Here is a 13898-nt window from a genome sequence, read left to right as displayed (position 1 = left end):
GACCTCCTCCCGACCCGCCTCCCGCCACCCGACCCGAAGGGACATCCGGTGCCGACGACACGTGACGGAGAGCTCGCCCGTGAGCAGGCCTACGTCGACACCCTCTACGGCCGGTTGGACGAGGTCCGGGAGACCACCAAAAGGCAACTCCGACAGGTGCTGCTCGAGGCTGGCACCGGCACGCCGCAGTCGATCGTGGAACGCGACGTGTTCGCCGCGACGCATGCCGACCGGCTGGCCCGGCTCGACGCCGCCGAGGGGCGGCTGTGCTTCGGCGCGATGGACCACGCGGCCGGGGGGCGCACCTACATCGGCCGGATCGGGCTGTCCGACCAGGAGCAGGAGCCGATCCTGGTCGACTGGCGGGCGCCCGTGGCCACCGCGTTCTACCAGGCGACCATCGCCGATCCGCGTGGCCTGACCCGCCGCCGCCACCTGCGCACCCGCGGCCGGCGGGTCACCGGCCTCGCCGACGACCCGCTCGACCCCCGCGCCTATCTCGCGCAGGCCGGCGCCGCCGACGGGGCTTCGGGGGCCGCCGAGGGCGATGCGGCCCCCGAAGCCGGCGCGGGCGCCGAAGCCGGGTTCGGCGCGACCGGGGACACGATGCTCCTCGAGGCGCTGTCCGCCCCGCGCACGGGCCGGATGCACGACATCGTCTCGACGCTGCAGGCCGAACAGGACAGGATCATCCGGGCGGCGGCGAACGCGGTGCTGGTGGTCGACGGTGGGCCGGGCACCGGCAAGACCGCCGTCGCGCTGCACCGTGCCGCATATCTCCTCTACACCGATCGCGACCGGCTCGTCCGGTCCGGGGTGCTCGTGGTCGGCCCCAGCCCCGTCTTCCTCCGCTACATCGAGCAGGTCCTGCCCTCCCTCGGCGAGACCGGAGTGGTGTTCGCGACCCCGGGACGGCTCTTCCCCGGCGTGGACGCGACCGGCGAGGACCCGGTCGCCGCCGCGTCCCTCAAGGGCGACGCACGGATGGCCGACGTCATCGCCGGCGCGGTCCGGGACCGCCAGCGGGCACCCGGCCGAGGGGTGCGGATCCGCCACGACGAGCACGACCTGCACCTGGACCGCGACACCATCGTCCGGGCCAGGACTCGGGCCCGCCGCAGCCGCCGCCCGCACAACTCCGCGCGCCGCGTGTTCATCCGCGAGCTGCTCGGCGCGTTGACGAACCAGGTGGTCTCCCGGTTGCCCGGTGGCCTCTTCGAGCCCGAGGAGCGCTCGGAGATCACTTCAGATCTGTGGGCGGACCCCGGGGTGCGGCGGGCCCTGAACGACCTGTGGCCGCTGCTCACCCCGGCCCGCCTGCTGGCCGACCTGTACGCCTCGCAGGAGCTCCTCGCCCGGGCCGCCGGTACCCGGCTCACCGCCGAGGAACGCGCCCTGCTGCGGCGCGAGGGCCCGGCGGACGCGCCGGCGCGGCGCTCCGGCGAAACCCGCTCCGCCGAAACCGGCCGGATCCGCTGGACTCCGGCGGACGTCGCACTGCTGGACGAGGCCGCGGAGCTGCTCGGCGACCCGGAGGAGGACGCCCGCCTCGACGAGGCGCGCCGCGCCGCCGCCGAGCGCGCGGCCGAGCGGGAGTACGCCCGCGGCGTGCTGGAGATGCTCGGCCTCGACGACCGGCTCGACGCCGACACGGTCGCCGAGCGCTGGACCGCACCCCGCCAGCGCCGCGGCGCCGCCGAGTACGCGACCGGGGACCGGACCTGGACGTTCGGCCACCTCATCGTCGACGAGGCCCAGGAGGTCTCGCCGATGCTGTGGCGCCTGCTTTGGCGGCGCTGCCCGGGGCGCACCGCGACGCTCGTCGGGGATCTCGCCCAGGCGGCCCGCCCGCGGCCGCCGGAGAGCTGGGGCGAACTGCTGGGTCCGGCTGTCGGTGCCCACTACACCGTCGAGCGGCTCACCGTGAACTACCGGACCCCCAGCGAGATCATGGATGTCGCGGCCGACGTGCTGACGGCGGCCGATCCCACGGCCGCGCCGCCCCTGTCGGTCCGCTCCGCCGGCCGGCGCCCGGACGCCGTCCGGATACCATCCGCCGACGAGGCGCTCCTGCGGGGCGTGGTCGACGAGTCCGTGCGGGCCGCGGGCGAGGCGGCCGGGGGGCGGGTCGCCGTGATCTGCCCTCCGGGGCGGACCGCGGCGATCCGGGCCGCCCTGCGCGCTGCCGTGCCCCAGCTCGCGCTGCCGAGGCAGCCCGACGACCCGGACGACCGCCCGACCGGGACCCGGGAGCCGGCGGAGGCGGACCTGCTGGACGCGCCCGTCGCCGTCCTCACCGTCGCGGAGTCCAAGGGCCTCGAGTTCGACGCCGTGGTCCTCGTCGAACCGGCCGAGATCCTGGCCGGCCCGACCCGGGGCCTGGCGGATCTCTACGTGGCGCTGACCCGGGCCACCCGCGTGCTCACCGTGGTGCACACCGGGGAGCTCCCGGGCGTCCTGCATCGGATGCCGGTGCGCGGTGGCCCGGCGACACCCGAGGCCGGCGCCGCCCCGAGGGCGACCAGTCGCACCGAAGCCGAGGCCCGCACCGCCCCCGCCCACACCGACATCGATGACACCGACACCGATGACACCGACACCGGCGATGCCGACACCGATGCCGGTCTCGGTGACCCGGTGGTCGGAGGCCGCCAGCTCAACCTGCTGTGGTGACCTCCTTCCGGAGCTGGTGGTGGTACAGGCGCGCGTAGGCGCCGTCGGCCTGGATCAACTCGTCGTGGGTGCCGTGCTCGACCACGGAGCCGTCACCCATCACGTAGATGCGGTCGGCGTCGACGATCGTGGACAGCCGGTGCGCGATGACTATGCGGGTCCGCCCCGCCCCGAGGCGGGTCAGCGCCTCCTGGACGGTGTGCTCGGTCGTCGCGTCAAGCTGGGAGGTCGCCTCGTCCAGGATGAGCACCGGCGGGTCGGCGATCAGGACCCGGGCGAGCGCGAGGCGCTGGCGCTCCCCGCCCGAGAGCTGGTAGCCCCGGGCACCGACCTTCGTCCGGATGCCCTTGGGCAGCCGCTCCAGCATCGGGCCGAGGCCCGAGTCGACCACCGCCGCGGTGATCGCCTCGTCGGTGGCGTCGAGCTGTCCGTAGCGGACGTTCGCGGCGATCGTGTCGTTGAACAGGTGCGGGTCCTGCGGGACGACTCCGATCGTCGCCCGCAATGCGCTCCAGGTGAGGTCGGTGAAGTCCGTGTCGTCGCGCAGGAGGCGGCCGCGGTCGGGGCGGTGCACCCCGGACAGGAGGTAGCCGAGCGTCGTCTTGCCCGCGCCGCTCGCTCCGACGATCGCCGTCTTCTTGCCGGCCCCGGCGGTGAGCCGGACATCGCGCAGGGCCCAGCGGCCCGCGGGGCCGGCCTCCCCGGCCTGGGCGGCCTCACCCGAGGCCGCCTGCTCGGGTTCCTGGTCCTCGTCCTCCTCATCGTCCGCGACGTACCACCACCGGCGGCGCACGTCCCGGCCGGCGGCGGACCAGGCGTTCTGCCGGCCGCCGGCATAGCGGAACCACACTCCGTCCACCACGATCTCGGGCGCGCGGACGGTGGGCGCGCTCGCCTCGGCCGGTGCCGTGCCGCTCCCCGCGGCCGGCGCGCCCGCGCCCGGCCCGGTGGCCCCACGGGGAGCCGGAACCCCGACCAGCCCGGTGCTCGACTCCGCCGCCCTGGCCGCCCCGGCTGCCGCGGACCTGCCCGGGGCCGGCCGGCCCGCCGGCCCGGCGGTGGTGGTGGGGAGGTCCCGCGGGTCGGGCACCAGGTCGAGCAGCCCGAAGATCCGGTCGAAGGCGACACCGGCCTCGATCAGGTCGGCCCGGCTCTCGGCCAGGCCGGTGACCGGGCGGTACGCGAACAGCAGCGCGCTCGCGAACGCGACCAGCGTTCCGACGGTCGCGCGCTGGGTGCTGACGAGCCAGATGCCGACGCTCATCACGGCGACGATGGCGAGCGCTGCACCAGCCGACGACATGAGCTGCGCCAGCGCGGACACCCTGATCCGCTTCAGGGAGATCCGGCGGGTCTGGTCGGCGATCGTGGCCAGCCGGCCGGACTCGTACATGCTGCGCCCGAACAGCCGTACGTGCAGGGCTCCCGACACGCTCGTCGTGTCGGTGATCAGGGCGAAGTGCGCCGAGCGCAGCTTGATGTGCTCCCTGGTCAGCTCGCGTCCGCGGCGCCGGCCCAGCGTCATCAGGCCGAAGACCAGCGGAGACAGGAGCACGGCGACCAGCGCGAGCCGCCAGTCCAGCAGGACGATGCTCACCACGCCCACCACCGCGGTGACCCCGGCGCTGATCGCGCGCGGGACGGAGAGCGACACCGCGCTGCGGACCTCGGCGATGTCCCCGCCGAACAGGGTCAGGACGTCGCCGTGCCGCTGGCCGGGGAAGAACGAGAACGGCAGCCGGAGCAACTGGTCGTGGATCGCGACGGTCGCGCGCATGTGCACCCGTTCACCGACACCCGAACCGACGAGGGTCGAGACGGCGCCCAGCAACGCCTGGAGAAGGAAGGCGGCCAGGAGCAGCGCGACCTGGCCGACCAGCGCGGTTCTGTCCTGGGTGGCGGACTGGTCGATCAGCCCGTCGTCGACGACCGCGCGCAGCACGAACGGCGTGACGGCCACGGACACAGCGCCGACGAGATCCAGCGCGACGATGGCCACCAGCCGGCCGCCCTGGTCGTCGAAGAAGCGGACCCCGCGCCGCGCCGTCCGGCTCGCGGTGAGACGGGCCAGAAGGAGCGCCATGAGAGTGGGGACCAGCGGGGCGCCGCGATCCGCCCCGCGGCGGCCACCGGCAGCACCGGAGCCCTCACCGTGGTCGGCGTCAGCTCCGGCGGCGTCAGCTCCGGCGGCGTCAGCTCCGGCAGCGCCAGGGCCGGCCGCCGGGCCGGTCGGGGGCGGAGCTTTGGACGACATGTGCACCTCCCGTAGACACTCGATGATCGCCACACTCGAGGATCGCCTGGTTGGGCCGGCATGATCCGGTGGTACGTCGGGATCGTCTCCCAGACCTACGACAGATCTCGCCTCGCCAGCGAGACGACAACACCCGGACACGTCCCCTCGCCCGCGGCACCACTCGAAGGACTCGACCGGGGGCGGGGACGACCTGGGCGTACAGGGGATAGAGCTACCGAGGGCCGGGCCGCCCCGATAACGGGCCGTCTCGGTGTCGGGCCGGCCCTCGGTGTGGTTCGGTGCGGACGGGAGGCGCGATGCGCGACGGTGATCTGCCCGGGGGCTCCCGGGCGGAGCGGACGACCCGCGTCCAGCCCGCCCGGGGCCGGAACCGGGGCCTGGGCCTGGGCCGCTCCCGGCCGGCCGGGAGCGGGAGCGTAGCGGCACGGGGCGAGGCTGAGGCCCGGGAGCTGGTCGCGCGGCTGCGCGCGGCCACCGGATCCGCCGTGGTCCGCACCGCGGGTGGCACGGCACCGGTGGTCGATCATTCGGCGCGGCGGCGCGCCGAGTACTCCTCGGACGCCTCCAACTACCGGGTCACCCCCGAGGTCGTCGTCCTGCCGCGCGACGTCGACGAGGTCCTCGCTGTCGCCGCGGTCTGCCGGGAGACGGGCACCGCGCTGACGGTGCGCGGCGCGGGGACGTCCATCGCCGGCAACGCGGTCGGCCCCGGGGTCGTCATGGACCTCAGCCGGCATCTCACCGGAACTCCGGACATCGACCCGGATTCCAGAACTGCCAAGGTCGCCCCCGGTCTGGTGCTGGACGACCTGCAGGCCGCCGCGCGCCCGCACCGGCTGCGGTTCGGCCCCGACCCGTCCACCCACGGTCGCGCCACCCTCGGCGGCATGATCGGGAACAACGCCTGCGGGGCGCGCGCGGTGGCCTACGGGCGGACCGCCGACAACGTCGTCGCCCTCGACGTCGTGGACGGCACGGGCCGCCGTTTCGCCGCCACCGCCGCGGCGACAGGCACGCCACCGTCCGGCAACGGATCGCCTGCCGGGCCGGTGGTGCCGGGGCTCGACACCTTCGTCCACGCGAACCTCGGAGTGATCCGGACGGAGCTGGGGCGGTTCGACCGGCAGATCTCGGGCTACTCGCTGGAACATCTGCTGCCCGAGCGCGGTGCCCATCTCGGGCGCGCTCTCGTTGGTACCGAGGGCACCTGCGCCGTCGTGCTCGGCGCGACGGTCCGGCTCGTCGAGATACCGACCGCGACCGCGCTCGCGGTGCTCGGATACCCGGACATGGCGACCGCCGCCGACGCGGTCCCCGGCCTGCTCGGCCACCGCCCGCTCGCCGTCGAGGGCATGGACGCCCGCCTCGTCGACGGGGTGCGCCGCCGCCGGGGGAGCGGCGCCGTGCCCGCGCTGCCCGACGGCGGCGGCTGGCTGTTCGTGGAGGTCGGCGGGCCGACCGGGTCGGACGCCGCGGTCGCGGCGGCGGCGGTCGTGGCCGACGCGGGAGCGGGGGCGTCCATGGTGCTGCCGGCCGGGCCTGTGGCCGCGGCGCTCTGGCGCCTGCGGGAGGACGGGGCGGGCCTGGCGGGGCGCACCCCGGACGGGGCCCCGGCCTGGCCGGGCTGGGAGGACGCCGCCGTCCCGCCCGCCAACCTGGGCTCCTACCTGCGTGAGTTCGGCAAGCTGATGCGGGCCCACCAGTTGGACGGCGTCGCCTACGGTCACTTCGGTGACGGTTGCGTGCACGTGCGGATCGACTTCCCGCTCGCCGAGCACCCCGGCCGGCTGCGGACCTTCCTCACCGAGGCGGCGCACCTGGTCGTCGCGCACGGCGGCTCGCTGACCGGCGAGCACGGGGACGGGCGGGCCCGCGGCGAGCTGCTTCCGATCATGTACTCGCCGGACGCTCTGGCGGCCTTCGCCGCCTTCAAACACATCTTCGACCCGGACGACCTGATGAACCCCGGGGTCGTCGTGCGCCCACGGCCGCTTGACGCCGACCTGCGTCGCCCGCGGGCCCGTCCACTGCCGCGGGTGGAAGGGAGCTTCGCGCTCACCGCGGACGCAGGGGACCTCACTCAGGCCGTGCACCGCTGCGTCGGACTGGCGAAGTGCCGGGCGGACACGTCCACGTCCGGGGGCTTCATGTGCCCGTCCTTCCTGGCCACCCGGGACGAGAAGGACTCGACCCGGGGCCGCGCGCGGGTCCTGCAGGAGCTTGCCGCCGGCGGCCCCGGCGGCCCCGCCGGGCCGGGCGGCGCGCCGGCCATTCCCGCGCCCGCGCGGCGGGAGTGGCGCGATCCGGCGGTGCGCGAGTCGCTCGACCTCTGCCTGTCGTGCCGTGCCTGCGCCCGGGACTGCCCGGCCGGTGTCGACGTCGCCCGGTACAAGTCCGAGGTGCTGCACCGGGCCTACCGACGTCGCCCGCGACCGGCGGCGCACTACGCCCTCGGCTGGCTGCCCCGGTGGACGCGTCTCGCCGGGCGCGTGCCCCGGGTGGTCAACGCGGCGCTGCGCACCGGCGCGATCCGCCGTCCACTGTTCCGGCTCGGCGGTCTGGACGCCCGCCGCGCCGCGCCGGAGTTCGCCGCGGAGCCGTTCCACCGCTGGTGGCGGCGAACCAGCCGGAACGCGCCGGCCGCCACCGGCGACCGGACGGACCCACCGGTGCTGCTGTGGGTCGACACCTTCACCGACGTGTTCGCGCCCGGCGCCGCGCGCGCGGCGGTCGAGGTCCTCACCGCCGCCGGCCACCGGGTACTGATCCCGAGCGGACGGCCCGCCTGCTGCGGCCTCACCTGGATCACCACCGGCCAACTGGACGGGGCGCGGCGCCGCCTGCGCCGGACCCTTGACCAGCTCGCCCCCTACGCGCTCAGCGGGATCCCGATCGTGGGGCTGGAGCCGTCGTGCACGGCCGTTCTGCGGGACGACCTCGTCGAGCTGTTCCCCGGAGACCGGCGGGCCGAGGCGCTCGCGGCGGGCGTGCGGACGCTCGCCGAGCTGCTGACCCAGGATGGCGGCCCCGAACAGCGCCCGGCCAGGAGCCCCGCCGGCGGCGGAAACCCGGCCGGTGGAAGGAACCCCGCGGGCGGGTGGCGGCTTCCGCGGCTGGACGGCGTGCGGGTGCTCGCGCAGCCGCACTGCCACCAGCACGCGGTCATGGGCTTCGAGACCGACAGCGCGCTGCTGCGGGCCGCCGGCGCGGAGGTCGAGACCCTGGCGGGGTGCTGCGGCCTGGCCGGTGACTTCGGGATGCGGCGTGGGCACCACGACATCTCGGTCGCCGTCGCCGAGCGGGCGCTGCTGCCCGCCCTGCGCGCGGCGGGGGAGGACACTGTGCTGCTCGCGGACGGCTTCTCGTGCCGCACGCAGGCCGCCCAGCTCGGTGGCCGGACGGCCTATCACCTCGCCGAGCTACTTGCCAAAAAGTTGCGTCCAGGCTGACCCAACGGTCGAATTTCACAGAAACAACGGATAGCTGTGGTGCGGTGACCATCCTGGGTCACTGTGGTGCTGTGCGCATCTCACCGGTTACGGAGGCGGCAGGCGGATTGTCCGCCGCCGTCCGCCGCCGGCGCACACGGCGCCGGCCTCACCTGGCGAGCCGTCAACGGACGCGCCTGTTCACGCGCCTGCGGACTCGCCTCCGGACCCTGCCGATCGTGCTCGCGGCGCTGCTCGTGGCCGCCGGGTGTGTCTCGTGCGTGTCCTGGAACGACTCGTCCGATGCCACGGACTCGCACGGTTCGGGTGCCTCGTGCCCGCCCGTGCCGGGGGTCACGGCGGACGAGGTCCGGCTCGGCCTGCTGTTCCCGAACACCGGCAACGCGGCGTCGTTGTTCGACCCGTTCCGGGCCGGGGTCGACGCCCGGCTCGGGGTGGCGAACGCGGCCGGTGGGGTCCAGGGGCGGAGCATCGAGTACTCGTGGCGCGACGACGAATCGCAGCCCAGCGTCAACGAGACCGCGGCCCGCATGCTCGTCGACCAGCACCAGGTGTTCGGGATCGTCGAGTCCACCACGGCCGCGGCCGGCTCGGCGGAGTTCCTGCACAGCCGCGGCATCCCGGTCACCGGAACGTCGCTGGAGGCGTCCTGGACCACCTTCGACAACATGTTCAGCTACTCGAACATGATCGCGGACGGTGCCTCGGTGTCGACCTGGGGTGACTTCGTCGCCGAGCGCGGGGGGACGACGGCGCTGATCGCCGCGTCGAGCTTCTCGGCCGCCTCGGGCGCCTTCGGCGAGGAGCTGGCCGCCAGCCTGGAGGCGGCCGGGGTGCGGGTCGTCGGCACCCTCGACGCGACCGGGCCGATCGACTTCGCCGACGTCGGCGCGCAGGTGCGTGACAGCGGCGCCGACACGCTCGTCGGGGCGGTCACGGGGGCCGCGTTCGGCCAGGTCGTGCTGGGCGCCCGGGGGGCCGGGGCCAACCTGCGGGTGATCCTCTCGCCGTCCGGGTACGACCAGAGCCTGCTGGACGTCTTCGGCCGGGTGCTGAGCGGCGTCTACATCTTCGTCGACTACCAGCCGTTCGAGCTCGACACGCCGGGCCACCGCGCCTTCCTCGACGCGATGACGCGGTACGCCCCGTACCTGCAGTCGCCGAACAGGCAGGCCGCGCTCTCCGGCTGGATCTCGACCGACATGTTCCTGCGCGGGCTGGCCGAGGCCGGCCGGTGCCCGACCCGGGAGCGCTTCATCGAGGGGCTGCGCGCCGTCCGCGACTACGCCGCCGACGGGCTGCTGCCGGCGCCCATCGACTTCACGGCCTCCTTCGGTCAGCTCGGCCGGTGCTACACCTTCCTTCAGGTGGCTCCCGACGCGAGCCGCTTCGACGTGCTCCGGCCGGCACCGCGCTGCGGCCGGCTCGAGCACTGACCCGCGGCCCGGCCGGCGGCACCGGCGTCAGCATCCCGACGGCCGGCCTTCTGACGGCCGGCCTTCTGACGACCGGCCGTTGTGTAAAGAGTCCGTCTGACGAGTAAGCAAGGGACGCGTGACGGGCACCCTGGGACCTTCGACCCAGGACCAATGTCCTAATGTGACGGGACCACGCCTGTCCGTCATTGCCCATGCGCGGTCAGCGGTGGAAAGATCCTCCTGTCGCCCGGGGACCCCCCGACCCCGGGCGACGTTTTGCCCCCATACGCGACGCCCCCATCCACGCCCACGCCGCAGCCCCGCCGTGCCAGCGGCCAGCGCCGACCGGTCAGCCGTGGGCGGGCCGTGGCTCGGCACGAAGGAGGAAACGTGCAGAGCCCCGGCGACACCGGCGGCGCCGCCGCCCCCCGCTTCCTCCGCGTGGGCGCGTACGCGGTCTGCGTCCGGGACGACCACCTCCTGCTCGCGCGCTTCAGCCCCGGTGACCCGGCGGGGGCCCGGTGGACGCTGCCGGGCGGTGGCCTGGACCACGGCGAGCACCCCGAGCAGGGCGCCATCCGCGAGGTCCGCGAGGAGACCGGGTACGACGTGGAGCTCACCGGCCTGCTCGGCATCGACTCGATCCATTACCTGCAGCGGGACGGCACCGACTTCCACGGCCTGCGGGTGCTGTACTCGGCGCGGGTCGTCGGCGGCACGCTGCGCCACGAGATCGGCGGCTCCACCGACCTGGCCGCCTGGATCCCCCTGGCCGACGTGCCGGCGCTCGACCGGATCGGGCTCGTCGACATCGCCCTCGACCTCGCCCGCGGCGCCGGCCGGATTCCCGCCGCGCCCGGTGGCGGGGCCGACCCCGGAGACGGGCGGCTGGCCCGGGTGGCGGGCGGCTGATCCGGGCGACGGGCGGCTGATCCCGGTGGCGGAAGCTCCCCGACGCGATTCGTGGTGGACGCGATTCGTGGTAAGAGTCTCCAGTGGGCATCGTGTCGCCGGGCTTCCAGGGCAGACCGCGATCCGCCGGGTCCGACCTGCCCCCGGGGCAGTACCTCACCGAGGACTTCCCGGTCCTCTCCGCCGGCCCCACCCCGCGGGTCCCGCTGGAGACCTGGGAGTTCACGATCACGACCGAGGCCGGCGTCGAGCACCGCTGGGACTGGCCGGCCTTCCGTGCGCTGCCCGGTGAGTCGCCGACGGTGGACATCCACTGTGTGACCCAGTGGTCGAAGCCCGGCACCCGCTGGGAGGGGGTCAGCCTCGACGTCCTGCTCGGTGATGTCGACACCGCCGCCGAGTACGCGCTGGTGCACTCCTACGGCGGCTACACCACCAACCTGCCCCTCACCGACCTTCTCGACGGCCAGGCCTGGGTGGTGCACCGCTACGACGGGGCCGCCCTGGAGCCCGAACACGGGGGCCCGGCCCGGCTGCTCGTCCCGCACCTGTACTTCTGGAAGTCGGCCAAATGGGTGCGCGGCATCCGCCTCCTCGAGCGGGACGAGCAGGGGTTCTGGGAGGCCGGCGGCTATCACGACCGGGGTGATCCGTGGCTGGAGCAGCGCTACCAGGGCGACTGAGGGAACGTCTCGCGTGGCGCGTCGCCCGCCTCGCCGAGGTCCGCGACGAGACGCCGACCGCGCGCACCCTCGTCCTCGACGTCCCCGGCTGGCCCGGGCATCTGTCGGGCCAGCGGGTGGATGTCCGCCTCACCGCCGCCGACGGCTACAGCACCCGCCGCAGCTACTCGCTTGCGGCACCGGGGGCGGGTGACCGGGTCGAGCTGACGGTCCAGCGGGTGCCGGGCGGAGAGGTCTCCCCGTATCTGACGGAGATCTTCTCGGTCGGCGACCCGGTGGAGATCCGCGGGCCGATCGGCGGCTGGTTCGTCTGGCGTCCCGCCGACCCCGAGCCGGTGCTGCTGGTGGCCGGCGGGTCGGGCATCGTCCCGCTGATGGCGATGGTGCGCGCCCGGAGGTCCGCCGCCAGCCGGGTGCCGTTCCGCCTGATCTGCTCGGTGCGCTCCCCGGCCGACCTCTACTACGCGGACGAGCTGCGCGAGGCCGCGCGCGCCGACCCCGGGCTGGACGTCACCCGCTGCTACACCCGGGTCGTCCCGGATCACTGGACGTCGCCGCCGCGCCGGCTGCGCCCCGCCGACCTGGCCGAGGCCGGCTGGCCGCCCGACCTCACGCCGACCTGCTACGTCTGCGGCCCGACCGGCTTCGTCGAGGCCGTCGCGGACGCGCTGGTCGAGATCGGCCACGAGCCCGAACGAATCCGCACCGAGCGCTTCGGTCCCAGCGGCTCGAGCCACCCCGCCGGCACCGTCTGATCCCTGGACGGCGGCCTGACCCCGGGCGGCCTGGCCCCGGGCGGTCAGTGAGCGGGGCCGGGGAGCCAGTCCGCGGCAAAGGGGAAGAGATACCTGTCCGCGATGACGGTCAGCAGCCGGCGGGTCGAGCCGGGCGCCTTCGCCGCACCCACCGGAACACCCGGCCCCACCTGCTCGTACGCCCGCCGCGCGACGGACTCCAACATCCGTGGGACGTCGTCGCGTGTCAGCCGCAGCCCGGTGGCCTCGCGCAGCCGGCTCACCGCGAGCAGGCCGAGCGTCCGCTCCGCATGATCGGGGAAGACGCCGGCCAGGAAGACGGCGCCGTCGCCGAGCCGCCGCCAGACCGCCGGGCGCTGCGCGGCGGGGACGGCGTCGAGCAACGCCGCCAGCCGGGGGAGGTCGAGCTCGTCCCAGCGCTGGCGCCGCCAGCCCCGGTCGGTGCGCCGCCACACCTCGCCGCCGGCGAGGCGGGAGTAGGAGGCCAGCAGCTCGGCGAGGTAGAGCTGATGGGCGGGCACGGACGCGAACGCCGCCAGCTCGGGCGCGTCGAAGACGGGCACCCGGGAGCGCGGCCCGGCGCGCTCGGCGACATAGGTGGAACCGACGAGGCCACGCGCCGTGCGGTGTACCGCGGCGGCGAAGACCAGGAACGGCGAGATGAAGGTGAACCTGTCCGGTTCGTCGCGGCCGGCCGTACCCGCGGCGAGGAGCAGCCCGTCCGCCACCGCGGGCCGGTCAAGCAGGTCGAGGATGAGGGTGGGCTCGCGGCGCAGAGCCCCGACCTGATCCGCCCGGCCGCCGGTGAGCGCCAGCAGGTCCTGGTCCGTCAGGTGTTCCCCGTATCGCCGGGCGACGACCTCACGTTCGTCCACCGCCTCATTGTCTCTCCCGGCGGCCTGTCGCGTTCACGTCCGTCGCATGTCCGCTCCGCTCGGTAGACAGGTGGTGTGGAACCGGACCTGCCGACATCACTGCCCGCCAAGCTGTACCTCCTCGCCTACAACCTCGAGAAGGACCGGATGTACCCGAACCGGCGCCTCGGTCAGGCGCTGCGGGCCGCCGCCCTCACCGAGCTGTGGGCGGGCGGCTGGCTCGCCGACGATCACGGCCTGGCCCGGCTGACCGACGGGCCGACCCCCGACGGTGGGCCAGGTGGCGGCCCGTCCGGCCGGGCGGTGCCGACGCCGCGCGGCGGGGTGGGGCGGGCCGACCCGGTGGTCGCGGCGGTGCACCGGCAGATCACCGCCGCGGCCGAGCCGCGTACCTGGGCGGCCTGGATCGACCTCGACCACCGGGCGGCCGTGGTCGAGACCCGTGACGACCTCGAGGCGGCCCGGTGGGTGCGGGTCGCCCGTGGGCAGGTCCTCGCCGTGATCCCGACAACCGCCGTCGCGCTGCTCGAGCGGCCCAGGGTCCGGGAGCTCAACCGGGCGGCCGGGCGGGTCCTGCGGGGGGAGGTAGCGCCCGAGGACGCCGCGCCGGACCTCGTCGCGCTGGTGGCCCTCGCCGCCGCCGGGCAGGTGATCACTCTGGTGAGCGCGGGCCAGCGCAGGGCGTTCCCCGACCGGCTGACGGATCTCGTCGCGCGGACCGGCCCCGCCGCCGCCGCGCTCGCGGGCCGCCGTCGCGCCGCTGTGGGCTAGCGCGACGCAGTCGGCCTGGCGCGATGCGCGCGCGTCGGTGGCCACAAGTCCCCCAAGGTGTGAGACAGCGCGCCCGGGTTGGGCGTGACCAGCTATTTCCTGGTG

Annotated in this window: 9 protein-coding genes; 7 read left to right on the top strand and 2 right to left on the bottom strand. The window is 75.0% G+C overall.

The annotated features are described in order from the left end of the window. Positions 1 to 48 precede the first annotated feature (48 nt). A complete protein-coding gene (locus FRANEAN1_RS27555; protein ID WP_020463039.1) occupies positions 49 to 2673 on the top strand; it encodes an ATP-binding domain-containing protein in 2625 nt (874 codons plus the stop codon). On the opposite strand, the gene FRANEAN1_RS27550 is transcribed toward FRANEAN1_RS27555, so the two are convergent. Next, positions 2657 to 4927, bottom strand: coding sequence for an ABC transporter ATP-binding protein (locus FRANEAN1_RS27550; protein ID WP_347176785.1), 2271 nt, complete (start codon positions 4925 to 4927; stop codon positions 2657 to 2659). The two genes, FRANEAN1_RS27555 and FRANEAN1_RS27550, sit on opposite strands and share 17 nt — an antisense overlap. Positions 4928 to 5226: 299 nt before the next feature. Between FRANEAN1_RS27550 and FRANEAN1_RS27545 the strand changes: the two genes are divergently transcribed. The 5 genes from FRANEAN1_RS27545 (at position 5227) to FRANEAN1_RS27525 (ending at position 12147) form a co-directional block, all read left to right on the top strand. Then, on the top strand, positions 5227 to 8379 hold the full coding sequence (locus tag FRANEAN1_RS27545) for an FAD-binding and (Fe-S)-binding domain-containing protein (RefSeq protein WP_020463037.1): 3153 nt from the start codon (positions 5227 to 5229) through the stop codon (positions 8377 to 8379). Positions 8380 to 8702: 323 nt separating this feature from the next. Further along, complete coding sequence (locus tag FRANEAN1_RS27540) at positions 8703 to 9815, top strand: ABC transporter substrate-binding protein (protein WP_347177261.1); 1113 nt, start codon at positions 8703 to 8705, stop codon at positions 9813 to 9815. Between the two features lie 372 nt (positions 9816 to 10187). Further along, positions 10188 to 10709: an NUDIX hydrolase gene (locus FRANEAN1_RS27535; protein WP_020463035.1), complete on the top strand. Its 522-nt coding sequence runs from the start codon at positions 10188 to 10190 to the stop codon at positions 10707 to 10709. 83 nt (positions 10710 to 10792) lie between these two features. Beyond that, positions 10793 to 11392 (top strand): sulfite oxidase-like oxidoreductase, encoded by a 600-nt coding sequence (locus FRANEAN1_RS27530; protein WP_020463034.1) that lies wholly within the window; start codon positions 10793 to 10795, stop codon positions 11390 to 11392. Further along, on the top strand, positions 11362 to 12147 hold the full coding sequence (locus FRANEAN1_RS27525; RefSeq protein WP_020463033.1) for an FAD-binding oxidoreductase: 786 nt from the start codon (positions 11362 to 11364) through the stop codon (positions 12145 to 12147). Before FRANEAN1_RS27530 ends, FRANEAN1_RS27525 begins: the two co-directional genes overlap by 31 nt. Before the next feature lie 44 nt (positions 12148 to 12191). On the opposite strand, the gene FRANEAN1_RS27520 is transcribed toward FRANEAN1_RS27525, so the two are convergent. Beyond that, complete coding sequence (locus tag FRANEAN1_RS27520; protein ID WP_020463032.1) at positions 12192 to 13022, bottom strand: hypothetical protein; 831 nt, start codon at positions 13020 to 13022, stop codon at positions 12192 to 12194. A 75-nt stretch (positions 13023 to 13097) separates the two neighbouring features. Between FRANEAN1_RS27520 and FRANEAN1_RS27515 the strand changes: the two genes are divergently transcribed. After that, positions 13098 to 13793, top strand: coding sequence for a GPP34 family phosphoprotein (locus FRANEAN1_RS27515; protein WP_020463031.1), 696 nt, complete (start codon positions 13098 to 13100; stop codon positions 13791 to 13793). Positions 13794 to 13898 lie beyond the last annotated feature (105 nt).

The sequence above is a fragment of the Parafrankia sp. EAN1pec genome, from assembly GCF_000018005.1.
GTDB lineage: Bacteria > Actinomycetota > Actinomycetes > Frankiales > Frankiaceae > Parafrankia > Parafrankia soli.
Note: the sequence above shows the minus strand (reverse complement) of the source record. Positions and strands in the feature narration are given on the sequence as shown.

What these genes read in the sequence shown, in the direction of transcription:
- FRANEAN1_RS27545 (WP_020463037.1), top strand. Translation starts at nt 5,227, where the DNA reads ATGCGCGACGGTGATCTGCCCGGGGGCTCCCGGGCGGAGCGGACGACC.
- FRANEAN1_RS27550 (WP_347176785.1), bottom strand. Translation starts at nt 4,927, where the DNA reads ATGTCGTCCAAAGCTCCGCCCCCGACCGGCCCGGCGGCCGGCCCTGGC.